Annotated in this window: 32 protein-coding genes; 18 read left to right on the forward strand and 14 right to left on the reverse strand. The window is 34.6% G+C overall.

The window, feature by feature from the left end; all coding sequences use genetic code 11:
• Positions 1 to 101 precede the first annotated feature (101 nt).
• The 6 genes from BAQ49_RS07305 to BAQ49_RS07330 all read left to right on the forward strand — a co-directional run bounded on the left by BAQ49_RS07305 (position 102) and on the right by BAQ49_RS07330 (position 5016).
• Complete coding sequence (locus BAQ49_RS07305; protein ID WP_071744785.1) at positions 102 to 482, forward strand: GntR family transcriptional regulator; 381 nt, start codon at positions 102 to 104, stop codon at positions 480 to 482.
• Positions 479 to 1177, forward strand: a complete 699-nt coding sequence (locus BAQ49_RS07310; RefSeq protein ID WP_071744786.1) for an ABC transporter ATP-binding protein — start codon at positions 479 to 481, stop codon at positions 1175 to 1177. The genes BAQ49_RS07305 and BAQ49_RS07310 overlap by 4 nt, the downstream gene beginning before the upstream one ends.
• Complete coding sequence (locus tag BAQ49_RS07315) at positions 1174 to 1962, forward strand: ABC transporter permease (RefSeq protein ID WP_071744787.1); 789 nt, start codon at positions 1174 to 1176, stop codon at positions 1960 to 1962. Before BAQ49_RS07310 ends, BAQ49_RS07315 begins: the two co-directional genes overlap by 4 nt.
• A gap of 14 nt (positions 1963 to 1976) precedes the next feature.
• Positions 1977 to 2879 (forward strand): ABC transporter ATP-binding protein, encoded by a 903-nt coding sequence (locus tag BAQ49_RS07320; RefSeq protein WP_071744788.1) that lies wholly within the window; start codon positions 1977 to 1979, stop codon positions 2877 to 2879.
• Entirely contained in the window at positions 2879 to 3655 is a 777-nt protein-coding gene (locus BAQ49_RS07325) for an ABC transporter permease (RefSeq protein ID WP_071744789.1), read from the forward strand. Before BAQ49_RS07320 ends, BAQ49_RS07325 begins: the two co-directional genes overlap by 1 nt.
• Positions 3656 to 4002: 347 nt before the next feature.
• A complete protein-coding gene (locus BAQ49_RS07330; RefSeq protein WP_071744790.1) occupies positions 4003 to 5016 on the forward strand; it encodes a type II CAAX endopeptidase family protein in 1014 nt (337 codons plus the stop codon).
• A gap of 29 nt (positions 5017 to 5045) precedes the next feature.
• Here the strand turns inward: BAQ49_RS07330 and BAQ49_RS07335 are convergent, their stop codons facing one another.
• Complete coding sequence (locus tag BAQ49_RS07335) at positions 5046 to 5228, reverse strand: DUF3913 family protein (RefSeq protein ID WP_000707110.1); 183 nt, start codon at positions 5226 to 5228, stop codon at positions 5046 to 5048.
• Positions 5229 to 5328: 100 nt separating this feature from the next.
• Positions 5329 to 5781 (reverse strand): Lrp/AsnC family transcriptional regulator, encoded by a 453-nt coding sequence (locus BAQ49_RS07340; protein WP_071744791.1) that lies wholly within the window; start codon positions 5779 to 5781, stop codon positions 5329 to 5331.
• 63 nt (positions 5782 to 5844) lie between these two features.
• On the opposite strand from BAQ49_RS07340, the gene BAQ49_RS07345 reads away from it, so the two are divergent.
• From BAQ49_RS07345 to BAQ49_RS07355, 3 genes are all read left to right on the forward strand, one after another.
• On the forward strand, positions 5845 to 6318 hold the full coding sequence (locus tag BAQ49_RS07345; protein ID WP_116733438.1) for a carboxymuconolactone decarboxylase family protein: 474 nt from the start codon (positions 5845 to 5847) through the stop codon (positions 6316 to 6318).
• 13 nt (positions 6319 to 6331) lie between these two features.
• On the forward strand, positions 6332 to 6886 hold the full coding sequence (locus BAQ49_RS07350; protein WP_071744793.1) for a cysteine hydrolase family protein: 555 nt from the start codon (positions 6332 to 6334) through the stop codon (positions 6884 to 6886).
• Between the two features lie 87 nt (positions 6887 to 6973).
• Positions 6974 to 7372, forward strand: a complete 399-nt coding sequence (locus tag BAQ49_RS07355; protein WP_071744794.1) for an SseB family protein — start codon at positions 6974 to 6976, stop codon at positions 7370 to 7372.
• Between the two features lie 27 nt (positions 7373 to 7399).
• On the opposite strand, the gene BAQ49_RS07360 is transcribed toward BAQ49_RS07355, so the two are convergent.
• A complete protein-coding gene (locus tag BAQ49_RS07360) occupies positions 7400 to 8320 on the reverse strand; it encodes a S66 peptidase family protein (protein ID WP_071744795.1) in 921 nt (306 codons plus the stop codon).
• A gap of 70 nt (positions 8321 to 8390) precedes the next feature.
• Here BAQ49_RS07360 and BAQ49_RS07365 point away from each other — a divergent pair, with 70 nt between their 5' ends.
• Positions 8391 to 9527 carry an NAD(P)H-dependent flavin oxidoreductase gene (locus BAQ49_RS07365; protein WP_071744796.1) on the forward strand — a complete coding sequence of 379 codons (1137 nt, stop codon included), beginning with the start codon at positions 8391 to 8393 and terminating at the stop codon, positions 9525 to 9527.
• Between the two features lie 17 nt (positions 9528 to 9544).
• Here the strand turns inward: BAQ49_RS07365 and dltD are convergent, their stop codons facing one another.
• From dltD to BAQ49_RS07390, 5 genes are all read right to left on the reverse strand, one after another.
• Complete coding sequence (gene dltD / locus BAQ49_RS07370; RefSeq protein WP_071744797.1) at positions 9545 to 10720, reverse strand: D-alanyl-lipoteichoic acid biosynthesis protein DltD; 1176 nt, start codon at positions 10718 to 10720, stop codon at positions 9545 to 9547.
• The gene (gene dltC, locus BAQ49_RS07375; RefSeq protein WP_000807310.1) at positions 10717 to 10956 is read right to left on the reverse strand and encodes a D-alanine--poly(phosphoribitol) ligase subunit DltC; all 240 of its coding nucleotides are present in this window, start codon (positions 10954 to 10956) and stop codon (positions 10717 to 10719) included. The genes dltD and dltC overlap by 4 nt, the downstream gene beginning before the upstream one ends.
• A gap of 68 nt (positions 10957 to 11024) precedes the next feature.
• Positions 11025 to 12191, reverse strand: coding sequence for a D-alanyl-lipoteichoic acid biosynthesis protein DltB (dltB, locus tag BAQ49_RS07380; RefSeq protein ID WP_071744798.1), 1167 nt, complete (start codon positions 12189 to 12191; stop codon positions 11025 to 11027).
• Complete coding sequence (gene dltA / locus BAQ49_RS07385; RefSeq protein ID WP_071744799.1) at positions 12188 to 13702, reverse strand: D-alanine--poly(phosphoribitol) ligase subunit DltA; 1515 nt, start codon at positions 13700 to 13702, stop codon at positions 12188 to 12190. Before dltA ends, dltB begins: the two co-directional genes overlap by 4 nt.
• A gap of 12 nt (positions 13703 to 13714) precedes the next feature.
• Positions 13715 to 13861 carry a teichoic acid D-Ala incorporation-associated protein DltX gene (locus tag BAQ49_RS07390; RefSeq protein WP_000440293.1) on the reverse strand — a complete coding sequence of 49 codons (147 nt, stop codon included), beginning with the start codon at positions 13859 to 13861 and terminating at the stop codon, positions 13715 to 13717.
• 337 nt (positions 13862 to 14198) lie between these two features.
• Here BAQ49_RS07390 and BAQ49_RS07395 point away from each other — a divergent pair, with 337 nt between their 5' ends.
• The 5 genes from BAQ49_RS07395 to BAQ49_RS32805 all read left to right on the forward strand — a co-directional run bounded on the left by BAQ49_RS07395 (position 14199) and on the right by BAQ49_RS32805 (position 17346).
• Positions 14199 to 15368: a M20 metallopeptidase family protein gene (locus BAQ49_RS07395; RefSeq protein ID WP_071744800.1), complete on the forward strand. Its 1170-nt coding sequence runs from the start codon at positions 14199 to 14201 to the stop codon at positions 15366 to 15368.
• A gap of 233 nt (positions 15369 to 15601) precedes the next feature.
• On the forward strand, positions 15602 to 15772 hold the full coding sequence (locus tag BAQ49_RS32800; protein WP_071744801.1) for a hypothetical protein: 171 nt from the start codon (positions 15602 to 15604) through the stop codon (positions 15770 to 15772).
• Positions 15765 to 16211, forward strand: coding sequence for a flavodoxin (locus BAQ49_RS07405; RefSeq protein WP_071744802.1), 447 nt, complete (start codon positions 15765 to 15767; stop codon positions 16209 to 16211). Before BAQ49_RS32800 ends, BAQ49_RS07405 begins: the two co-directional genes overlap by 8 nt.
• 24 nt (positions 16212 to 16235) lie before the next feature.
• A complete protein-coding gene (locus BAQ49_RS07410) occupies positions 16236 to 17009 on the forward strand; it encodes a hypothetical protein (RefSeq protein ID WP_071744803.1) in 774 nt (257 codons plus the stop codon).
• Between the two features lie 175 nt (positions 17010 to 17184).
• Positions 17185 to 17346 (forward strand): hypothetical protein, encoded by a 162-nt coding sequence (locus BAQ49_RS32805; RefSeq protein WP_071744804.1) that lies wholly within the window; start codon positions 17185 to 17187, stop codon positions 17344 to 17346.
• Positions 17347 to 17348: 2 nt separating this feature from the next.
• On the opposite strand, the gene BAQ49_RS07420 is transcribed toward BAQ49_RS32805, so the two are convergent.
• Positions 17349 to 18251: an aminoglycoside phosphotransferase family protein gene (locus BAQ49_RS07420; RefSeq protein ID WP_071744805.1), complete on the reverse strand. Its 903-nt coding sequence runs from the start codon at positions 18249 to 18251 to the stop codon at positions 17349 to 17351.
• A gap of 464 nt (positions 18252 to 18715) precedes the next feature.
• Here BAQ49_RS07420 and BAQ49_RS07425 point away from each other — a divergent pair, with 464 nt between their 5' ends.
• Complete coding sequence (locus BAQ49_RS07425) at positions 18716 to 19213, forward strand: DAPG hydrolase family protein (RefSeq protein ID WP_071744806.1); 498 nt, start codon at positions 18716 to 18718, stop codon at positions 19211 to 19213.
• A gap of 256 nt (positions 19214 to 19469) precedes the next feature.
• Here the strand turns inward: BAQ49_RS07425 and BAQ49_RS32810 are convergent, their stop codons facing one another.
• The 3 genes from BAQ49_RS32810 to BAQ49_RS07440 form a co-directional block, all read right to left on the reverse strand.
• The gene (locus BAQ49_RS32810) at positions 19470 to 19619 is read right to left on the reverse strand and encodes a hypothetical protein (RefSeq protein ID WP_002149552.1); all 150 of its coding nucleotides are present in this window, start codon (positions 19617 to 19619) and stop codon (positions 19470 to 19472) included.
• Positions 19620 to 19637: 18 nt separating this feature from the next.
• A complete protein-coding gene (locus tag BAQ49_RS07435; protein WP_000343684.1) occupies positions 19638 to 19811 on the reverse strand; it encodes a hypothetical protein in 174 nt (57 codons plus the stop codon).
• Between the two features lie 76 nt (positions 19812 to 19887).
• Positions 19888 to 21246: an MATE family efflux transporter gene (locus BAQ49_RS07440; RefSeq protein ID WP_071744807.1), complete on the reverse strand. Its 1359-nt coding sequence runs from the start codon at positions 21244 to 21246 to the stop codon at positions 19888 to 19890.
• 182 nt (positions 21247 to 21428) lie between these two features.
• On the opposite strand from BAQ49_RS07440, the gene uppP reads away from it, so the two are divergent.
• Together uppP and BAQ49_RS07450 are read left to right on the forward strand one after the other, a co-directional pair.
• On the forward strand, positions 21429 to 22220 hold the full coding sequence (gene uppP, locus BAQ49_RS07445; RefSeq protein ID WP_071744808.1) for a bacitracin resistance undecaprenyl-diphosphatase: 792 nt from the start codon (positions 21429 to 21431) through the stop codon (positions 22218 to 22220).
• A 193-nt stretch (positions 22221 to 22413) separates the two neighbouring features.
• The gene (locus BAQ49_RS07450) at positions 22414 to 22884 is read left to right on the forward strand and encodes an SRPBCC family protein (RefSeq protein ID WP_071744809.1); all 471 of its coding nucleotides are present in this window, start codon (positions 22414 to 22416) and stop codon (positions 22882 to 22884) included.
• Between the two features lie 32 nt (positions 22885 to 22916).
• Here BAQ49_RS07450 and BAQ49_RS07455 read toward each other — a convergent pair whose 3' ends face one another.
• Together BAQ49_RS07455 and BAQ49_RS07460 are read right to left on the reverse strand one after the other, a co-directional pair.
• Positions 22917 to 23504: a thioredoxin family protein gene (locus BAQ49_RS07455; protein WP_116733439.1), complete on the reverse strand. Its 588-nt coding sequence runs from the start codon at positions 23502 to 23504 to the stop codon at positions 22917 to 22919.
• A 33-nt stretch (positions 23505 to 23537) separates the two neighbouring features.
• Complete coding sequence (locus BAQ49_RS07460; protein WP_071744811.1) at positions 23538 to 23969, reverse strand: regulatory YrvL family protein; 432 nt, start codon at positions 23967 to 23969, stop codon at positions 23538 to 23540.
• Positions 23970 to 24033 lie beyond the last annotated feature (64 nt).

The raw sequence follows: 24033 nt of genomic DNA on the forward strand, positions 1-24033 counted from the left end.
AAAGTTACACTGCCTTTTTATTACATTTTTAATTGGAAGTATTTACATGACGCTTGTCTTAGTGTACTATTTAACTAACACACTAAGACAGGAGGGGAGAAATGAAAATCGAGTTTTCTCCAAACACACCAATTTACATCCAAGTAATGGAATACATAAAAAAAGAAATTGTAACGGGTCATTTATTGCCTGGCGATAAAATTCCCTCTGTACGTGAATTAGCGAGTGAATTACAAGTAAATCCAAATACGATTCAACGTACATTTCAAGAACTAGAGCGGGATGGAGTTGTTGTAACGCGTAGAGGAATGGGACGATATGTAACGAATGAAGGGGAGAAAATTATGGAGCTGCGAAAAGATATGGCGAGAGAATTACTTCATTCTTTTATAGATGGAATGGACAATTTAGGTTTTTCAGAAGAAGAAATCGTTACAATCCTTCGTTCTTCGTTACATGAGAAAAGGGAGGAGAGCGAATGACAGAGTTATTAAAAATAGAAAACTTATGGAAGCGGTACGGATTAAAAGCAGTGATCCGTGAGTTAAATATAGAGATTACAGAAGGAAAAATTGTTGGGCTTGTTGGGGATAACGGAAGTGGGAAAACCACGTTATTGAAAATGATTGCAGGCCTGCAGCATCCTTCAGAAGGTAGTATAGCAATTAACGGTAAAAAAGTAGGATTAGAGACGAAAGAAATCGTTTCATTTATGTCTGATAAGCCAGTTTTTGATGATTGGATGACTGTAAAAGATGCTTTATTTTTCTATCGAGATTTTTATAAAGATTTTGATATTCAAAAAGCAGTAGATACGATTGCGGAATTTAAAATACCGTTAGAAGAAAAAATTACAGCATTATCAAAAGGGATGGTGGAAAAGCTTCAAATTATTTTAACGTTTTCTCGAAAAGCGAAGTTATATGTACTGGATGAACCACTTGGCGGGATTGATCTAGTTTCTAGAGAGCACGTATTAGATCTCATTCTACAATTTTATAGAGAAGATTGTACAATACTAATCTCAACTCATTTAATAAATGAAGTTGAAAATATTTTTGATGAAGTGGTCTTTTTAAAAGATGGAGAAATTGTACTTCACGAAAATGTAGAAGAGTTACGTTTTCAGAGAGGAAAAGCTGTCACGGATGTGTTTAAGGAGGTGTTTAGAAGGTGAAGTCGAGCATAATATATATGTACAATGTAAATAAAAGGCAAATTATTATTTCATTGTTATCATTTATATTCGTTGTAGCTGTAGCTTTCGTAAGTTTGGGGAATTATATTAAGCAAGAATCAGGAGAGGTAAGGCAAACAATTATAGTTGGTTTGGTTATCCTAGTATATATAATCTTTTTAGCATTGATATTTATTCAGGCATTTTCTGCATTTGGAAAAATGACTGAAAGCACATTATTTCGGTTAACACCGATATCAGGTAAAAAAATTGTTTTAGCAATATTGTTATATACTGCAATTGGTTTATTTATTTTTGAAGTAATAGGTTCTATTTTTTTATATAGTATTTCTATGAAAATAATAAAAGGTACAGAGCTCTATGAAGTGTTATTTACCCAAAGTGTATTAAATCCATTAAAGCACCTATTTAGTACTATTATATATATATTTAATTTTTCTAGTATATTGCTTGTTTTGCTTTTTGTAGTAGCTAGCGTTAAAGTGTTTTCTTTGAAAAAGAAGAAGTTAGAATATCCAATTATATTTTTCTTATTTTTAATAGTAACAAAAGTATTAGGAACTATATACGGAATGTTGGGCGGTCTTGCTCCTACAGCGTCTTTAATAACAAAGTTAGTGTATATAGATGAATCATCAGGAGCAAATGTGCTGCTCTATCAAGAAAAACTTATGAATATATATAGTATTTGTTTTTCTGTCGGAGTATTTATTTTACTTGTTTATATAACAGGTCGCATAATCGACAAAAAACTAGAAGTTTAAAGGAGGAATCAGCATTGGGAAACGTAGTAGTAAAATTAGAAAATGTTCGAAAAAGAATTGGTGGAACAGAAATTATTCGCGGTTTATCATTTGAAGTTCAAGAAGGAGAAGTGTACGGTTTCCTTGGACCAAATGGAAGTGGTAAGACGACGACAATCCGGATGATGACAGGTCTTATATCAATGACAGAAGGCGATATTACAATTTGTGGTCATAGCATTCGCACGGAGCGTGAAAAGGCGTTAGAGCAAATTGGCGCAATTGTAGAAAATCCTGAGCTATATGATTATATGACAGGTATGCAGAACTTAAAGCAGTTTGCAAACATGGCAATTACCCCAATTAGTAAAGAACGCATCGCTGAAATTGTAAAGCTTGTTGAATTAGAGCATGCCATTCATAAAAAGGTAAAAACATACTCACTTGGTATGAAACAGCGTTTAGGAATTGCACAGGCGTTACTTCATCAGCCGAAAATATTAATTTTAGATGAACCGACAAATGGATTAGATCCAGCTGGTATTCGCCAAATTCGTGATTATTTACAACGATTAGCGAAAGAAGAAAATATTGCGGTCATTGTATCAAGTCATTTATTAAGTGAGATTGAATTAATGTGTGATCGCGTTGTTATTATAAAGCAAGGTGAGTTTGTACAAGAGTATAACTTACATGAACAAGCGAAAGATGATGAAACAGTTGTAGTTGTATTTGAAGTAGGTCAAGTTCAGAAAGCGAACGAAATTATTAAAGGGAAAGTACAAGGAAATGTAATTGTGACATCTATAATGAAAGAAGAGATTCCGCAAATTGTAAAACAGTTAGTGCATGCTGATGTACTTGTGTACGGTGTGACAGTTCAAAATAAAACGTTAGAGGATGAGTTCTTAGCGATTACAGGGGGAGTGAAAGCGTAATGTTTAAATTAATTCAAAATGAATTTTTGAAGTTACATGCGAAAAAAGGTATGTACATTTTAATAGGTGTAATTACAGCATTGGAGATTTTGGGAGTTTTAGGGATGCTGAAATGGGGAGGAGGAAATGAGTTTAAAGGATCATATTTCGATTTTGTAAGCTCAGAGATTGGTTTAATTATCTTATTTGCAACAATTTTTGGAATCACGATTGCTTCTCGTACAATTACTGATGAGTTTCAAAAAGGTACAATTAAGCAGTTATTAATCCGTCCGAGAAAACGAATTACAGTTTTGTTCTCTAAATATATTACAGTGTTACTTACTATATTATTTATCATATTTGCTAGCACGTTAATCGCAATGATTATTGGCGGAATTGTAATGGATGGTAGTAAAACTGAATTAACATTAGGAATTGTATTAAAAACAATTGTATATCAACTTTTATCACCATTTTTCTTTGCGACGCTTGCATTTTTCTTAGCAAACGTATTTAGAAATTCTGTATTACCATTAATTATTACGATGTTCCTGTTTTTCTTACAAGGAGTAATTAATATGGTACTAATGATGTTTGCAAAAGGTGTAGCGAAATTTGTTGTGTTCTTCCATTTAAATTTAAGTGTTTACGATAGCAATAAATTAGTTAGTGGTGGAATGGAACCACCATTTACAGAATTTACGTTTACAACTTCATTATTACTTGTAGTTGTATACTTTGCTGTATTACTTGTAGCATCAAGTGTATTATTCCAAAAACGTGACGTATTATAATAGAGAAAATCCCCGTGTTAACGGGGATTTTTATTACATAACGCTCTCCTAGATTTTAACTGGAAAGTAATACGGTATTTTAAGAGATATGTTGTTTGAAATTATTTGAGAAAAATAGGAAGATTTTCAACTATATTCATATTATAATTTAGTTATCCGACCATTTATCCCGCATTAACGGGCAGTAAGACCCTCACCTCAAAATTCAGCGAAAGAAAAGAAGTTAGGTGGGGAATCAACTGCCCGTAAAAGCCCGATTGGTGAGGGCTGATAATCAGTGGGGGATGAAGAACACCCCCACTGATTAAAGTTTCACTTTATTTTTACTATCTCTGGAGGTGTTCAATATGCAATATGCATTTTCACGTATAAGGCTACGTAGTTTTTTTGGATGGATGATTATAGGGATATTCCTAACGATGATTCCATTAAGTTTATCAGGAGCTTCTGACAATACGATAGAGTTCATGTCACAAATATCAATATTTTTCGTATTTCCACTATTATGGCTATATTTAAAAACAAGTAAAAATAATGTTGTTTTTAAAAGTTTTTTTGATAAGCCCAGCCGGTTACATTGGGGGTTAATTATATTAGCAACGATAATGGGAATGATTTTTTCAGTCGGTATATCCCAAATTCAATTCTATATATTAGCACATACTTTACCTGATTTCTTAATTATTATGCTAGAAGACGGAAATGTTATTAATACGAGTAACATATATATGACGATATTTACTTTCATTTCAGCATGTGTATTAGCACCTATTATGGAAGAAGTTATATTTAGGGGCTTCTTTTTACAGCGAATGGCTTATAAATGGGGGATTAAACGAGCGGTTATTATATCCTCTCTGATTTTTGGACTAGGACATTTTGATGTTATCGGTGCTTTCATGTTCGGTGTTATTATGTGCCTTCTATACATAAAGACAAAAAATATATGGACGAATATTGCTGTGCACGCTCTTAATAATTTGATTGCGACAAGTATACAATTTGTAAGTGGAGAGGGAAGTGATGCAATCTCAATTACGGAATTGCAGGCACAAAGTAATTTATGGATTGGTATTGGCCTTGCGGTTGTTGGGCTACTGTGGTTAATTCCTTACATTTGGAAACAATGGCGTACAGTAAAAGAAGTTGGTGTGCCACCTGTTCGCTTCATAGACGAAGAAAAAGTCGTGAATACATCAGAAGAAAATGAAATATATAGCCAAGTGATCGTAACGGATAGATTAATGGCTGTAGAACTATCAGATGAAGCTGTAAATAAGCTTCGGTTAGAGGAAAATGATTATGTAACAGTTTCTGTAGAAGAAGATAAAATTATAATAAAGAAAGCACATGATAGATAATTAAAAAGTAGCTCGCTAGGAGCTACTTTTTAATTTGTAATAATTTCTACACGAAAATTATTACCGTTCTTTACATATTTTATATCTGTAACAGTGCGGACTGTTTTTAAAAGCTCCACTTTTTCACCAATTCGAGGGATGGTCGGAACATTGTCCCAAATACCAAGCAAGTCGTCTAATTGTGCCGTTTTTTCATAAAACCAGATTTTCAATGTAAAGCCCCTTTCTCGAACTTTATGTATTTTAATACATAATATATTATTTTTATTCTTATTGTAAGGGGTTTTTTAATATTTTATGAATAAAAATAAATTAAACTTCTGGGAAGATATGTTCAATATCCGGAGTAAGAGATACTTCTGATAATACGATATGAGAAACTGTCGTTGCATATGAAGAAACATCATTAATAAATTCTTCAAGTTCTACGAGTGAAGGAACAGAAATTTTTACAATATAGCATAAGCTTCCTGTTACTCGGTAACAAAAACTTGCAGATGGATAAGACTGAATAAACTGTTGCATACGTGTTGTATCACCATTTTTTAAAGTAATTTCTAAAATGCAATCTAAAACGAGTCCAGCTTTCTTATAATCGATATCGATTGTGTATTTTTGAATAACGCCTTCACTTTCGAGTTTACGAACACGTTCTGTAGTAGACGGAGCGGATAAGTTTACTCGTTTTGCTAATTCGCGCATGGAAAGGCGACTATCATTATATAATTCATTTAAAATTTTTCGATCAACACGGTCTAGTTGCATTTGTAAATAAACCTCCAGTGAAATGATATTTTTTGTAAAGGAAAAATATAAATTAAGATTCATATGAAATGTAAAGTGAACTTTATTTATTTTACAATAAAACAGAAGGAAATAGGAGGGGAAATGATGGAGAGGATTTCATTATCAAATGTAGGAGATACAAAGTTTCAAAAGTTATTAGGTCATAATCCGGATATATTACATTCGTGGAGTGCGTTAGAGGATACAATGTACAATAAAGGAACTCTTTCAGCAGAGTTGAAGGAGCAAGTGAGACGAACATTAGCGTATGGGAATGAATGTCCATACTGTATGGCAAAGGGAAGACCTGATGATATGCAAAAGGTAGAAGAAATTAGTGTAGCAGTTACTTTTGCACATACATTTGTCCATGACCGAAAGGCGATAAATGATAATATGTTTCATGTCTTAAAACAATATTGGACGGAAAAAGAAATTGTAGAGCTTTGCACGTATATTTGTTTTATTACTGCGTCGCAGCAACTTGGTTTTCTGTTTCAATTACAGCCCAATTAAATAGGAGGATAGTATGCTTAATCAAGTAGCACTTCTAATCATTGATGTACAAGAAGCATTCAACTTGCCGTACTGGGGCATGAGGAATAACCTTTTCGCGGAAGAAAATATGAAAAGTTTGTTAGAAGAGTGGAGAAAAAGGAAACTACCAGTTTTTCATATTCAACATGTAAATAAAGAAGATGTTCAGTCGATGTTTTATCAATATGCGGAAACGGTGAATTTTAAGGAAGAAGTGAAACCACTGCCAGATGAGGTGATTATTCAGAAATCTGTTAATAGCGCGTTCATTGGGACAAATTTAGAAGAACAATTAGGAGAGCAAAAATGTAATACTGTAGTGATTGTAGGATTAACAACAAATCATTGTGTGGAGACTACAACACGGATGGCAGGTAATTTAGGATTTACAACGTATTTAGTGAGCGATGCGACGGCTACATTCAATCGTAAAGGTCTGGACGGGATAGAGTATAGTGCAGAGGACATTCACAATATGACACTTGTAAACTTGCATGATGAATTTGCTAAAATCGTTATGACTGAAGATGTTTTAAAATTATTTTAAGAAAATAATTGCGGAATTATGTAGAAAAAAATAAGAATATTTCGTATAATCTAAGTATAATCATTTTGAAAATAGGGGTGGCATCATATGAAGCAAATTCCAGTAAAGAAAATAGAAGAAGTACTCGTTTTAGCAGGAGAGGATAAACAAAAGCAAAAGGAATTTTATGAATTGCTCTTAACAACGGAGTTTTATGTTGCTGGTTCATTAGAAGCAGAGGACGGGGCAACAGAAGGCACACTTCGTTTGCGTCATTTCCAAGGAGAGGACAGATGGATCGTTCCATTCTTTACGCAATTGGAATTTGTAAAAGATGTGTTGCCAGAAGGGACACCCCTTATTACGATACGTGGAAAAGAATTATTTGGTAGCATCGAGAAAGATGCGACAGCTGTATTAAATGTTGGAACAGATATGAGTAAAACATTTATTCCAGAAGAAATCGCAGATATCGCATCTGGACGAATCTTTAATTATTATAAGTAAAAGGAAAAGCTTAGTAGCTTTTCCTTTTTAATTTGAACAAGGAGTGGCTATACCAGTAGAAATAGAAACAGTTTTGTTATTTGTATTTATTGTTGCTGTAGCTCCGAGGGGAATACCGATATTTGGGCTTATATGTCCAATTGGTAAACCGAATAGCACAGGTATATTATATGGTGTGAAATATTCATATAATATTGTTTGCAATGATTGGGATGGTTTAGAAGGGTTGCAGTCGTGACAACTTGTAAAAATTACGCCACTGCATTCATTAAACTGTCCAGATAAAAGTAGTTGATTTAACATCCGGTCAATGCGGTACGGTTCTTCACCAATATCTTCAAGCAATAAAAGTTTATTTGCCGTATTTATCTCATAGGGCGAGCCAATTATACTTGTTAATACAGTTAAATTCCCTCCAACTAATGCGCCTGTAACTGTACATGGAGAGGTAGGTACGATACATTCTGATGCATATAAGATAGATGAATACGGATGGAAAAGTTGATTGAAAGAAGATAAAGAGAGAGAATCTATACCTTTGCCTAATTCTTCAATCATTGGGCCATGAAAAGTAACCAGCTCCGCATAACGTGAAAAAGCGATATGCAAAGCCGTAATATCGCTATATCCCCAAAAAATTTTTGGATTCTGTTGAATAATTTCATATTGGATGTAAGGGAGAAGGCGAGCGCTTCCGTAACCACCCCGTGCACAAAAAACCGCTTTGACCTCAGTATTTGCAAATGCTTCATGTATATCATCAAGACGAACTTGATCACTTCCAGCTAAATATCCATATTTTTCATAAACACTCTTTCCAATTATTACGGATAATCCCATCTCTTTTAATACTTTCACGCCTTTTAAAACATTTTCGGACGTTGGTGGGCCTGATGGAGCGATAACCATTACAGTGTCACCTTGTTTTAATGCATTTGGATAAATCATTGTATTCCCTCCTTCTCTTTCAATATATTCGCGTAGTGATGGTTCAATCCTTGTAAAAGGAGGGGAAAGTATGTCATATAAAGAAGGTATAAGGAAAGTAGGAGGGGAAAAGATGTTTACAAGCCGAGTTACAGAGATCTTACAAGTGAAAAATCCTATTATTCAAGCGGGGATGGCAGGTGCTATTACAACGCCAGATCTCGTTGCAGCTGTAAGTAATGGCGGAGGGTTAGGTACGCTTGGAGCTGGCTATATGGGCCCAGAAAAAATTCGTGAAGCTATTTATAAGATAAGGGAGTTAACAGATAAACCATTTGGTGTTAATTTACTTTTAACAAAAGAGATAAAGATAGAAGAAGAAAAGGTAAAAGAGGCGAACGTATTACTTGAAGCGGTGAATAGAGAACTAGGTATAGAGGGAGAGCAGGCGCTAAAGCTGCCGAAAAGCTATAAAGCGCAATTACAAGTACTACTAGAGGAAAAGGTACCAGTCGTTAGTTTTGCATTTCAAACGTTAGAAAAAGAAGAAATAGATGATTTGAAAAGGGAAGGGATAAAAGTTATCGGAACAGCTACCCATGTAGCGGAAGCGAAAGCACTTGCTAAGTTAGGGGTAGATATTATCGTCGGGCAAGGTAGCGAGGCAGGAGGGCATAGAGGAACGTTTATCGGGAAAGAACGTGAAGCTATGATTGGTACGTTTGCGTTAATTCCACAATTAGTAGCAGCAGTACCTCATATTCCGATTGTCGCAGCAGGTGGTGTAATGAACGGACAAGGGCTTGTTGCGGCATTTGCGTTAGGGGCAGAAGCTGTTCAAATGGGATCAGCCTTTTTAACGAGTGAAGAAAGTATTACACATGATGCATATAAAGAGGCCGTATTACAAAGTACAGATACGAGTACAACTGTAACCCGTGCGTTTTCCGGGAAATATGCACGGGGTATTCGTAATGAATTTATAGAGAGACATGAAGAAAAAGAAGAAGGGCTTCCGATGTATCCAGTCCAAAATGTATTAACTTCTAAAATACGCCAAGAAGCAGCGAAGCAAAATAAGGGAGAGTATATGTCGCTTTGGGCGGGACAAGCATCATCATTAGCACGAATAGAGCCAGCTCAGCACGTAGTGGAGCGGGTCATGAAAGAAGTAGAAGATGTAATTGAACAATTACAAAATATATATAGAAAAAGACCACTTGAATAATTCAAGCGGTCTTTTCATTAGTTTGTTTTATAAAATTGTTGGATGGCCTCGTCGATGTAAACCCAGCCTTTCCAACCTAAGTGCATATGATCTTTTAAGAAGTACTTATCATATTCATGATTTGAGAAGTCAGCAATTGGATAGCCAGCTTTCTTAATTTGCTCATGAACTTTATTGTAGTATAATTCGCGTTTTTCTTTCGGGAAGCCAGCGTAATCATACCAAGGACCTTTTACAGGAACAGAAATGAAGAGTGGTTTTGCACCAGATTGTTTTAATAAATCAAGTACAATTTGTAAATCCTCATACTCTGGTGATTGGTCATAAGCATCATTTTTTAAGTAACCTTCACGTTGCTTTAATTTCTTCTTAATTTTGCTATTGAAGTAATCATCTTCGATACCATATTCGTTAGAGCCTGATTCTACTGCGCCTGTTTGATCAGCATGCTTACGAGTCTCTTCCCAGTTCATTTGTTTCAATGATGGATCAAGCGTTTCTTTATGCGGCTTAATATCAAACATTGCTGTAAATAAATCTTTACGATCTAAAATGTTACGATAAATATAAGCGAAAGGTTTAGCAGCAAGTGCTTTTACTTTATACTTTGTATCATCGTAGGCGATACCTTCAAGCGAAATTTTTAGTAAAGTTTCTTTTTTTACAATCTCAAAGTTTAATAAACGCTTCGCAATTTGTTTTTTCATTTCAGGTTTTAAATCATCGTTGAAAATGAGGTGGTAACCTTGTTGTTTTGAAAAGTTAGGTGCAAAGTGTGTCTCATCAATACCTTGTGGTACAAACCATTGCGGAGAAAGAACGAATATCATTTTTTTATCTTTCAATTGATCCATTGTAGATGCGAAGTTTAATACATGTACAAGGTCTTGTGTTCCGCCGCGTCCAAGCAGGAATGGTGTGAATCCTTCAGGCTTTACTTTGAAATAGTTCGATGGATGAAAAGCATCCATACGTGCGAATTCCGATGAACCGTACATCGGAAGATATTTCGGATCTGCTAACATCTTTTGCTGTAAAATCATACTTTGAATCTTTTCTTCTTTTAAAGAAGTCGCAGCTTGTTCTACTTTCTCATCACTTAAAAGTGGAAGTAGGAAGCGCGTAGGAATAAGTAAGAATACAGCAAAAAGGGCCAATGCTAAAAGCATCGGACCAAATTTTGCTTTGTTCATCGGATTTCTTCCAACTTCTTAATAACCATATTTGGTGTAGCCCACTCATCACGGTCAAAATCAGAAATAGAAACTTCAATATCTAAACGCTCTTGGAATTCAACTAATAAAGATACTACAGCGAAAGAATCAAGAATACCTTCTTCAAATAATTGAACATCTAAGTTTTCTTTCACAATATCGTTTTCACATACTTCTTCTAAAATATCTAATACTTGTTCTTTGAATTCTGCCATTTTTAAAATCTCCTTTATATCCGAAATATATTATATGTGCAACTTCTTAATAGTATAAGAAGGGTGCATTAAAAGTATCTGTTAAGGTGTCCAGAGAAGATTAGGAAACCGAAACATACAACGTGGAACGTAATTACAATCGCAAGGACATGCGTAAATTTATTATTTGGCCAAAACTTATGCTTCTTGTTTCTTCGTTCGAAAATATCGAACAAGATAAACAAGGCAGCGTGATAAAGACCATAAATAATGTATTGATACACATGCTCACCAGTAATATGCCATATTCCCATGATGAAAAAGTTTAAAAATGCACCGATATACGAAATTGTGTAACGGTTTTTAATTAGCTTTTTCTTCGTTGCAAAAAAGACGAAACGCATGTAAATAAAGTCACGGAACCAGAATGATAAACTCATGTGCCAGCGGTTCCAGAAGTCTTTAATGTTACGACTAATAAATGGTTTATTAAAGTTTTCTGGAGTTTTAATTCCCATCATATAACTTACACCAATTACAAATGAGCTATAACCAGCAAAGTCAAAGAATAAATATAAACTATAGCTATACATGTAGATCATATTTGATAGGATTGTATCTTGCTGAGCGAATGCCGGATCCATAAAATATTGCTTTATTAAGTAAGCAATAATAAATTTATACAAGAAACCTTGGAAAATACGGTTTAGCCCTGTATATAGTAAGTTTTGATATTCTTCTGCACTAGGTGGCTTTTGAATATCTTTTTGGAATCTGCGGTAACGATCGATAGGTCCTGTTGAGATAGCTGGGAAGAATAAAACGAATTCCCAAAAATTAAAGAAGGAAAGCTCTTTAATTAAGCCATCACGAACTTCAAATACCATTTGTACTGCTCTAAATGTTACATAGGACATTCCTAAAAATACGACAAACTTTAGCTCAGGTACAAACGGTGCGATTTTTGCCAAAATAAGTGGTAAAATCGATAAAATAACAGCTATATAAAACCTAAATGTACTATTATTTTGTTTTCTTAATAATAAATAGCCTTTAATAAGGGCGTATTGCCAAATAATAAATGCGGCTAACATTATTGCTTGCTTTGGTTTATCAGAGAAGATAATAACAAGCATTAATAATGTTAAAAAGGCATTATATTTACGCAACATTTTACCTTTTAATCCAGCTATGATAGTAGGTATTAATAAAATGCCCACTATAGCGAAAAAATAAAATGATCCATATGCGGTCATGCTGTAACCTCACTCAATAATTTTTTGCGATCTACCTTTCCATTTGGTGTCATTGGAATAGAAGATTGATACATGAATTTACGTGGAATCATGTAGTTTGGTAATCGCTCATTGAGTTCTTTTTTGATTGCAGATGTTAATTTGAATTCTTTTTCAAATGAATGTTCTCCAGGAACAACAACCGCTAATAAATAATCGTATTTTTCACCTTTTTTAATTGGAACAATAACTGCTCCTTCTACGTAAGAACACGCACGAAGATGATGCTCAATTTCTTCTAATTCCATTCGATAACCATGAAGCTTAATTTGGAAATCAAGACGACCATTATAGAATAGAAGACCATTTTCAACATAGCCAGCATCGCCTGTTTTATAGGCGCGCTCACCGTCAATCATAGTAAATGCTTTTTCTGTTAATTCAGGGCTTCCTAAATATCCAACGCTTACGCTTGGACCGACAATTACGATTTCACCTTTTTCACCATCAGGTGCAATCGTACCATCTTCTTTCACAATAAGAAGGCGGCAGTCTGATTTACAGTAGCCAACTGGAAGTGATTTGTATTGATCAAGCACTTCTTCTGTAACATGAATACCTGTTACAGCGACAGTAGCTTCTGTTGGACCATAAGTGTTCATAATTGTTGCTTTTGGGAAACGCTCAATTAATTTTCTAGCCACTTCATTTGGTAATACTTCACCGCAGAATAAGAATGTTTTCATGTTTGGTAGCATACTCTCAGAGAAAGATGCTTCCATTAAACACATTTCTGCGAAAGATGGTGTCGAAGTCCATACTTGTATATCCGATTGCTCTAAAGAAGCAAACAAGTCTTTTGGACGTGCAATCATATCTTTATCGATTGCCCAAAGTGTACCACCTGTTACTAATGATGGGTAAATATCCATTACAGATAAATCGAATGAGAAAGGTGCTTGATTTAAGAATACTTGCCCTGTTTGTAAATTGAAATCTTCTACAGCCCATTTTGTAAAGCTAACAAGGCAGTTATAAGTAATCTGGACCCCTTTCGGATTACCTGTACTTCCTGATGTGTAAATAATGTAGAAGTTCTCATCACCTTTTACCGCATGTTCAGGATTTGGAGTTTTCCCTTTATGAGTAAAGAAAATATCTTTTAAGTTGTCTTCACTTACAATGCGAACGGGTAAATCAGTTACAGTTACTTCGGTCCCTGATAAAAGTAATTTCGCACCAGAATTTTCAGCGATACGTTGTACACGATCAGCTGGGATAGATAAATCTACAGGAATGTAAGCATGTCCAGCTTTTACACATCCTAAAAAGTTAATAATCATTTCAGGTTGCATATGGCCATACACCATAATTGGTGAACGATCATCTGGATACTCAGAAGAAATCCAATGTGCTAACGCATCAGAATCTTCCTTTAATTGTTTGTACGTAATTTTCGCATCTCGCCAAACAAAAGCGGTTTGATCAGGCGTTTCTGCAGCCCACTTTTCAATTTGTTCTAATAACTTCATAACGTTCCCACCCTAGAATTCATTGTAAATAAATGTACTTGTGTTTGTATCATGGAATCCATACAACCAAAGTAATGCAAATAAAATTGCAAGGTAATAAACCGTTTTTGCAACCCATTGTGTGAGTGGTCGAGACCATATCTCTTTTAATCTTTCCATGTCTTTCCCTCTCTTAATGAAATAATAGCTCTTTGTAGGTATCATGTCCTACATTATTGTGAAAAAAACAAAATTCCACATTTTAGGTAAAAATAAGACAAAAGGCTCTTTTCTGATATTAGCACTAAATACTAAAAAAGAAAATCCCTAACTTAGCAATTATATTACATTCAGCATGAATTTGTAATGGGTTTGACATGTAAATAGAAAGTGGATTGTATGAATACATAAAAGTGGATTATAAGAATACGCGAAAATATAATATTTGTTTCCTATTAATCGGTAGAGACTGAGCAAACTTTAAATTTCTAGATCCTATTAAAAGGAGGGAATTATCATGAATAGAGTGTGGAAGAGTCTTATTTCGGAAGAAAATATAATGAAATGGAGACGGCATTTCCATAAGTATCCGGAATTATCGTTTCATGAAAAAGAAACTTCACAATTTATATATGATACATTATGCTCATTTTCTTCTTTTGAAGTAACGAGACCAACGCAGTACAGTGTGCTAGCAATTAAAAGAGGAAGGCAACAAGGGAAAGTAGTTGCGATTCGAGCTGATATAGATGCGTTACCAATTCAAGAGGAGACAAGGAAACCTTATACGTCTATGAATAAAGGAATAATGCATGCATGCGGGCATGATGCTCACGCAGCTATTTTGTTAAGTACAGCAGAGGCGCTATCAAATATAAAGGAAGATTTTGATGGTGAGATTCGTCTATTCTTTCAGCACGCAGAGGAAGTGTACCCTGGTGGCGGACAAGAAATGGTAGAGGCCGGTGTTATGGACGGCGTTGATTATGTAATAGGTTTGCATGTTATGTCTGGATTGGAGAGCGGGAAAATAGGTATTGTATATGGTCCTATGATGGCAGCGCCAGACGTGTTTACAATTGAAATTTTAGGAAAGGGCGGTCATGCGGCACGGCCAGAAGAAACGATAGATCCTATCGCTATCGGAGCACAGATTATTACAAACTTACAATATATCGTATCAAGAAACACAAGTGCTTTTATGCATAGGGTAGTGTCAGTAACACAATTTCATGGGGGAATGGCCGATAATATCATTCCTAGTGCAGCAACTTTAATGGGAACTGTTCGATCTTTTAATCAAACATTAAGAGCGGAAGCAAAAGAGAAAATTGAGCAAATTGTGAAAGGAATTACAGAAGCACATGGAGGGGATTATACATATACGTATCGTTACGGATATGATCCAGTTGTTAATAATGAGTACATTACAAAAATAGTAGAAGAAAGCGCGATGAAATTGTTCGGAAATCAGCGTATTGTGCATCTTGAACCTTCTATGGGAGGAGAAGATTTTTCTGCATATTTAAGAAAAGCACCTGGCTGTTTCATTAAATTAGGAACAGGGAATACAAATATGGATACTTGTTATCCCCATCATCATCCGAAATTTGATGTGGATGAATCGGCTTTAATTTATGGAGTAGAATTATTTTTAGAAACAACGATAAGGTTACTAAAATCATAGAAAAGTATAAAAAAAGGCAACTGCGCTCTATCGCAGTTGCTTCTATTTCTTCCGTCAGAGAGGGCTGAGAAAGAACTATGCTCATTTATAGTATATGAATAGCTAACGGACAAGCTTGTACATTTTAACTATTTTTTTAAAAATAGTTATTGACTTTGATAATCAATTTCAATTAATCTAATGATATAATTGAAATTGATAATTATTATCAATGAAACAGATGAGGAACTTTAATGAGAAAAACATTTCACCTTTTACGAAGGGGATTAGAAAATAAAAATAAAGATGTCGATAAGCATATTGAGTGGCAACGAAATGTAATTCGTTCTGAATATGCAGACGAGAAGAATACAAGTCAAACAGAAAAAGCGATACATAGTAAAGGGAGAGATTCAGTTGAGTAAGTTAATAATGATTTATGCAAGTATGAGTGGAAATACAGAGGAAATGGCCGATCATATTGCGGGTGTGATTCGTGAAACAGAAAATGAGATTGAAGTCATTGATATTATGGATACACCAGAAGCTTCTATATTAGAACAATATGATGGTATTATTTTAGGAGCCTATACTTGGGGAGACGGTGACCTTCCTGATGATTTCTTAGATTTTTATGATGCAATGGATGCGATTAACTTAACTGGTAAAAAAGCAGCAGCATTCGGTTCTTGTGACTCGGCTTATCCGAAATACGGTGTAGCGGTTGATATTTTAATAGAAAAGCTGCAGGAGCGCGGGGCAACAGTTGTGTTAGAAGGACTAAAAGTAGAATTAACGCCAGAAGATGAAGATGTAGAGAAATGTTTACAGTTTGGAGCTGAATTTGTAAAACACCTTTCTTAATGGCAGAAGGGAGATGAAGAGCAATTGCATGAGAGAATCTCAATTAAAACGATGACAGATTATCATTTATATGATTTTATGCGTTGTCCACATAAATTTTATTTCCGTCATATAAAAAGAAGAGAACCATCTTCATTTGAATGGCAACAAATAGCACAAATGATTGTGAATCAAATTATTAATGAGTATTACACACTACCAGCGGGCCAACAAACGAAAATTTTACTTTTAATATTAATAGAGAAATATTGGAAAAAAGTAAGGGTTAATATGTTTGCTTCCAAAGCAGAGTACTATATTGTTTTAGCGAAGTTAATAGATCACTTATTACAGTTTGTTGAAAGAGATGAGTGTCAGGCGCCACCGTTATTTTTATATGAGAAGTTTCGAACATATATGGAAGAGTTAGGTGTTCATATTTCATTGACATTTGAAGTTGGTGAGTGGAGTACAGAATCATTTACAATTAAAAAGTATGTTGTCGATGCGGATGAGGAAATTCTTGCTCTTTGTCAGAAGCTAATGACTGTATTTAGTTATAAAGCTTTCGGCATTCTTCCTGGAAAAATCGAAGTTATTAATTTAATAGAAGGAACTAAGTATGAGTACATTCCAAAACAGGAAGATATTATAACTGGGATGGATGATTTATTTAGAATGAAAGAAATGCTGCAACAACCTGAACACTACACAGAGCGTAATTATCGTTCAGAGTGTATGAGCTGTGCCTTTCGTAGTGAATGCCAAGTAGAAGAGGCAAAAGAGAAAGTGTTGCAGAAGAAAAATATTGTACATTAAAGGATGCAATTTTGCATCCTTTTTATTATTGACATGAAAAGCTTTTCATCATTTACGGTATATTTGTAGTAAATTTTATCCCGCTATTTGGGGGTCGCCCGATTGGTGAGGGCTGATAATCAATAGGGGATCCCCCCTTGATTAAAGTTTCACTTTATAAGAGGAGGAATAATCAATGAAAGATGAAACGAAAGTATTTCAATGGTTAAAAGAACAAAATGCTCCTTTTGGAATTCAACTGCAAATTTTACAGGCGTTTCAACTGTATAAAGTCATTGTTGAAATGGATAAAAAGTTAATGATGTATGAAGAGAGGGACTATAGGGAGAGAATGTAATCTCATCCCTGCAGTATCACTTTCAGTTGATCTGTACTCGCTATGAATTCAAGCTCATTTTTTGTTTCAAAGTTATAAATAATATTATGTAGTAAAGGGCTGTATTGATAAAAGGTAGTGATACGGTGAATAAGTAATGGATCATTGTGAGAAATAAGGGAACAGTATTGTTCATATACAGATGTAGTAAATTCATGTCCGAAATCATAATATAGCCCGGCAAAATCAAAAGCGGGATCGCCAATTTGAGCATCTCCAAAATCGATAACACCTGAAATGTTTTTGTTCAGGGTGTTAAATAAAATGTGATGATGTGTAAAGTCAGCATGAATAATTGTATTTTGAAAGGTAGATTTAGCTATATTGGCAAAGAAATTTTCGAATAGACGATTTAAGGCTGATTTTTGGAGTGAAGTAAGACTGTTAGTAACATACTGATTTAATTTTGTTTGTAGCACTTTCCAGTAGGTAAGTGTTTTTTCGATAGAAAATCCTAATGGTTTAACATGTTTTAAAGGAATGCTATGTAGAGCCGCAAGGAAAGTAGCTAATTGTGCAATAATTATTGTCCGTTCTTTTTGCTCTAACTTCGTAACTATTTCTGTTTTTAACGGTTCACCGTGAATGAGAGTATAGTAACTACAAAGCGGAGCAGTATCAGTATCATTTTTATATAATAGGCAATACTGTGGAACCTCGATTTCTTGTAGCGAATGAGAGAGAAGTTTGCATAGTTCCTTTTCTAAAGGAATCCGCTTTGCATATTCAAGTTTTCGCGGGAAACGAAATAGTAGTTCATCATTTACTATAGCCGCTATGTTATCCCAGCCTTCTTCATTTTGTTTATATGAGTGTATAGAAAGATTAGGCAGAGCTTCTTTTATATATTGTTTGTAAGAGTCCATAATTGTTCCTCGTTTCTAAGTTAAAATTAGGGTATTCCAGTTTATGATATCAGAATATTCCCTCTATATGTAACGCTTTTGGTTTGTTCATATAAAGTGGCAGTTTTATCCCGCTATTTGTCGGGCAGTAAAACTTGCACTTCAAAATTCGGCTGGAGCAAAGAAGTTCGGTGGGAGCCTTACTGCCGGTAAACGCCCGATTGATGTGGGCTAATAATCAGTAGAGGACGAACAAAATCCTCACCGATTAAAGTTTCACTTTATAGATCAGTATGAGCTATACGTAAATCAGTATATGAATTTTTAAATTTTTTCCTCCTAAATTTTTTTAGACATATTTTCATAAGGTGTTCAGAATACAACAGATCAGCTATTTCTGTTTATTGAACGCATGCGATACACAAACTATAATAATAAATATAAATAACCGACACTATGTTGGTTAAAAAATAGGGGGTATAAAAATGAAAAACCAAGTATCAATAGTAGTTGAACATGCATTGAATGACGTAACACCAGAAATGATTGACTGGTGGTGGGATAATATTGATAACTCTGAACGATATAAACTATGGCATCCAGAAGAACATGTTGATTTTAAGTGGTTAGTTGACCCTAAAGTACATGGACACGTAGGAGCCATATCAGCTTCGATTGAATCTGCGGGAGATGGACTAGAATTCCCGCTAAGAATTAGATGGGAAGAGCCTAAAGATTGTCCTATAAATACCCATTACAGCCATGTTTTAATGGGTTCATGTTTAGATGATGATGACGATGTAATTTCACAAGTAATACATCAATACGAAAAATCCGAGAACGGTACAGTAATGACTTCTACATTCATTTTCCCGAAAGGATTACCACCATTTATTAATCTAAGTGGTTTATATAAACACAATGTAGAAGAAATGAGTCAATTCAGTATATTTTTACCGAAACTTTTTGCAGAAAATCTGTAAGATAACTTAACAGCTTTTACTTGTAATAAGTGACTAACTAGAAAACAAATTGGCCTTCAATGTTTTAGATACGTCTAAAATACTGGGGGCCGTCAATATAAAATCAATCCCTTGCCACTTTACTTCTTCTGGGTAATGTACGCTTCTCTTCAAATGAAAAACCCCTCCGTTGAATTTACATACTTAGTATGCGAATTCAACGGAGGGATTTTTTCATGTACCACTATTCGGGTGCACTTCAAAGAGCAAATGGATTTTAAAGATTTTCATTTTGTTGCCCAAGTTCTTTTTGAGCAATGTATAAGTTTCCTTGCTCAACTTGTTTCAGTGTATGGACAGAATCTCCTGCATATCCTTTTTCTGTTTTAACAGTTCTTTTTGAACGATTAGATTCTTGTTTCTTCATATAATAAGCCACCTTTCATTAAAAATAGACGAAAATAATGAGTACGAGTAATACAGCTGCAAAAATGGTAATGCCCATTAAAAAAGAGGTGTTTTTATATTTCGGTGGCTTATGTACATCTTGCCGATATCCAGGTGAAATTTCAGGGGCGAATTCTTCATCGAATGATTGTTTCTTTTGTTTTTCGTCCATATGTATCCACCTTTCTTTTTCATTATGTTACACGTTACAAGAAAAAATATGCATGAAGAAAACAGCCGCTATATCATTAGCGGCTGTTTTGCGTTGTATATTTTCTCTGAACTTGAAAGAGACGGATAAGCAGGAAGATTGCTCCAAATGCTAGACCGATAATAAGGCCGATCCAATACCCTTTTGCTGCCCAATCAGTATAAGTTGCTAATATGTAGCCAAGAGGTAGACCGATTACCCAATAGGCGATCAATGTCATAATTAAGGCAACATTTACATCTTTATAACCACGAAGTGCTCCTTGTACTGGAGTTGCAATCGCATCTGAAATTTGAAACAAAATCGCGAAGATAAGAAATTCTTTTGCTAAATGGTGGACATTTGCATCTGTCGTATAAATAGAAGCAATTTCATCATCAAAGAAGTAGAGAAGGATTGAATATAAAAGAGCAAAAGCAAGAGCTAAACCAATGCCGATAAATCCATATTGCTTTGCAGTATTGTATCGTTTTGCCCCGACTTCAAATCCAACGGCTATCGTCATTGCCATTGCTAAACTTAAAGGGGTCATATACAACAAGGAAGCAAAGTTCATAGCTGCTTGATGTGCTGCTATTGTTGTCGTACTAAAATTACTCATCATAAGTGTTACCGCAGCGAAAATACTTGTTTCAAAAAAGATAGCAAATCCGATAGGGACACCAAGTTTCAGGAATTCCTTCCAGCTTGTAAGGGAAGGGCGGTATAACTGTTTAAAGATATTGAAAGAAGCGAAAGGCTCTTTCGTACGAATAATAATGACTGTAATAATTAAAATACACCAATATGTTGCTGCAGAAGCGATTGCCGCACCAACACCACCAAGTTTTGGAAAGCCAAAGTTACCAAAAATTAATAAGTAATTTAATACTACGTTAATTGGTAATGATAGTAATGTAATAATCATTGTTGTTCGAGTTTTTCCTAATGCATCAACAAATCCACGTAAGACGGTGTAAGTAAATAAAGGAATAATTCCAATCGCGATAATACTTAAAAATTGTGCTGCAATACGTTCCACAGGTTCTTCTAATTGCATGCCATTTAAAATAGGTGAAACAGTGAAGAATCCGATAAGGATAACAACGAAACTAGCACAAATTGCTAAATATACTGCTTGTATGACAACGTGGGGAACGTCCTCTTTTTTCTTTGATCCAACGAGCTGTGCAACAATAGGAGTAGTAGCTATTAAAATACCTGTTAATCCCGTACTAACTGGAAGCCATATACTTGTTCCGATAGCAACACCCGCTAAATCAGTAGGACTTGCATGTCCTGACATTGTCGTATCAAAAAAGCTCATCGCAAATAATGACATTTGCGTTACAAAAATCGGGAAAAAGAGTAATACGAATTGCTTTAACTTTTGTGAGAATGAAGTAGTTTCTTTCATAAAATCCCCTTTCAACGTAAAAAACAAACTCTTACTATCATACAATTTAATCGAAAAATAGAAAAGAAATACGCGTATACAACAAATGCAATCAATAAAAAAAGGATGCACTTTGAAAAGGGATAAGGTATTATGATAAGGTGTGAAAAAATTACATATTCGTTATTAAGGAGGCACTACTTGTGGCTGATTGGTTAATTGGAATAATCATGGGTGCTGTTGAAGGTTTAACAGAGTTTTTACCAGTTTCATCAACAGGACATATGATTTTAACAGGTCATTTACTTGGATTTGACGATGAGAGAGCGAAAGTTTTCGAAGTTGTTATCCAATTGGGATCGATTTTAGCAGTTGTTGTTATATTTTGGAAGCGTTTATGGTCATTAGTCGGAATAGGGAAAGTAACAGATGGACCATCGTTAAATTTATTACATATTATTATCGGGATGATTCCTGCTGGAATTCTTGGTGTATTATTCCATAGTGCAATTAAAGAAGTTTTATTCGGTCCAGGACCGGTTGTTATTAGCTTAGTAGCTGGTGGTATTTTAATGATTGTTGCTGAGAAGTTTTCAAAACCAAGTACAGCGAGAACGTTAGATGAAATCACATATAAGCAAGCATTTACAATTGGGATGTTCCAATGTTTAGCACTTTGGCCAGGATTTTCTCGTTCTGGATCTACAATAAGTGGTGGTTTGCTAGCTCGTGTTTCACATACAGCGGCAGCGGAATATACGTTTATTTTAGCAGTGCCAATGATGGTAGCTGCAAGTGGATTAGATTTAATTAAAAGTTGGGATATTTTAAGCACGGCTGATATACCATTATTTGCAACTGGATTTATTACAGCATTTGTTGTTGCGATGCTTGCAATCGTGTCATTCTTAAAATTATTAGCTCGTGTAAAACTAACACCGTTCGCTTATTATCGTTTCATTTTAGCAGCGGTATTCTATTTCTTCCTTATGTAAGAATAAATTATCGGAAATACCCTATAGATTAGACGCTTGAAAAAGGTCAATTCTATAGGGTATTTCTTTTATAGCAGGAGAAAATAAAAATTTTGCTCTCATTTACTTGTATTTCACTATGTAAAATATGACATAATGATTTTAGTATATTTATATAAATAAAATTTATAGGGTATTTGAGAGGAGCAGTTTAGTGAGTTTTGCAATAGAAATAGTAATTCCAGCACCAATTGATGTTGTGTTTGATTATGTAAATAATGATGAGAAAATAATGGAATGGAGTACCTTTATGGTAGAAAATAGGTATCCTCCAAATGTAGATATAAACAATCCCCGTGAAGGTGATAAATATGTATCTGTGCAAAAGATGGGTAAGAAAATATATGAGTTTGAGGCGGAAATTTTAGAGTGTGAAGCACCTTATATCGTATCAATTGGATGTGAAATGAAGCAAGGTTATACTGCCGTAACTTATATGTTAGAAGAGGATGAAGAAGGTACATCGCTTACTTTAATCGTAGAATTTGAACCGAAGAATTTTTTATATAAGATTATGTACAAGTTGACTGGATGGATGACGCGTGCGGTATATATGGGTGAGATGGAGCGTTTAGCAGAGTGCGTAGATGCTGCATATTCTCAGAAAAAAAAGATTATAATTTAGTAAAATAAAAACCTGCCGAAATCGGCAGGTTTTTATTTTACTACTTTTTCAATCATGCTTTCCATTACATGTTCCCAAAGAGAAGTATCATCAGCTAAGGTAGCACGGAAATTAGCATACATTTCTTTTTGCTTTTCCTCGAATGTTGGATCTTCTTTTTCAGGCAGTGTAGAACGCATGGAAGTTACTAATTCTTGTACTTTTGGAGCGCGTGGTCCAAAGACGGCTTGTTCATTTCCGTCTTTATCAATGAAGATAAAGATTGGAATGGCGCGGGCTGTTCCATTTGTTAAATATTGATCCATTAATTCTAAGTTTTCATCACGAATTAATAATGTCATATCAATATTTGCAACTTCAGAAATTCGTTTCATAACAGGTACGCATAAAAGAGCGTCGCCGCACCAGTCAGCTGTTAGTACGATAACGCGCCAGCCATCATTTTGACGTTCTTCTAAAACGGGAAGTAATTCATTTGGAATTAAAAAGTTATTGTAAATGTGCAGTAGCTCGTATTGGTTTACTTTCATTTCATTTACATATGTATCAAAGGACATGCCTTTATCAGCCCATTGTAGTAAGTTCATAAGTAACACCTCTTTAGTATGATTTATTTTTATTGTACCAATTTTTATATAGAAAAGCTTGTATTCTTACTCTTTCTTATCACTAAATAATTTATTTAGTGTGTAAAGGAATAGTGCGACACATAGTTCAGCTATGTTGGACATTTGTACGCTCTCTATCCAGTAGTCGGCAGTATGAATGACGAACCAATCTAGTGTAACTTCAATAATGGAGAGAAGAGCAATTGAGAGCCAATTTGGCATGTTTGTCATCATTGGATATAGGAGTACTTTAAAGAAAATGAATATAAAATATGTAATACCATCTAATAAAAGGATAAGTGAAAAAAAGAGTAGTAGAGCTGTTCGTGATGAATATTCTATACCTGTAATTTGAAAGATTCCTACATATACAAAGAATATAAATGCAAAGAATATAATGAGAATAAGAATAACAACACCAATAATAATAGTCTTATCTTTTAGACTGAGATTAGAAAATTTGTCTTCTCCACTCACTATCCCAACTCCTTTTTCTGGAAAAACAATTTCATTGTACCATGAAATATTTATTAAAAAACTA

Source organism: Bacillus proteolyticus (assembly GCF_001884065.1).
GTDB classification, from domain to species: domain Bacteria; phylum Bacillota; class Bacilli; order Bacillales; family Bacillaceae_G; genus Bacillus_A; species Bacillus_A proteolyticus.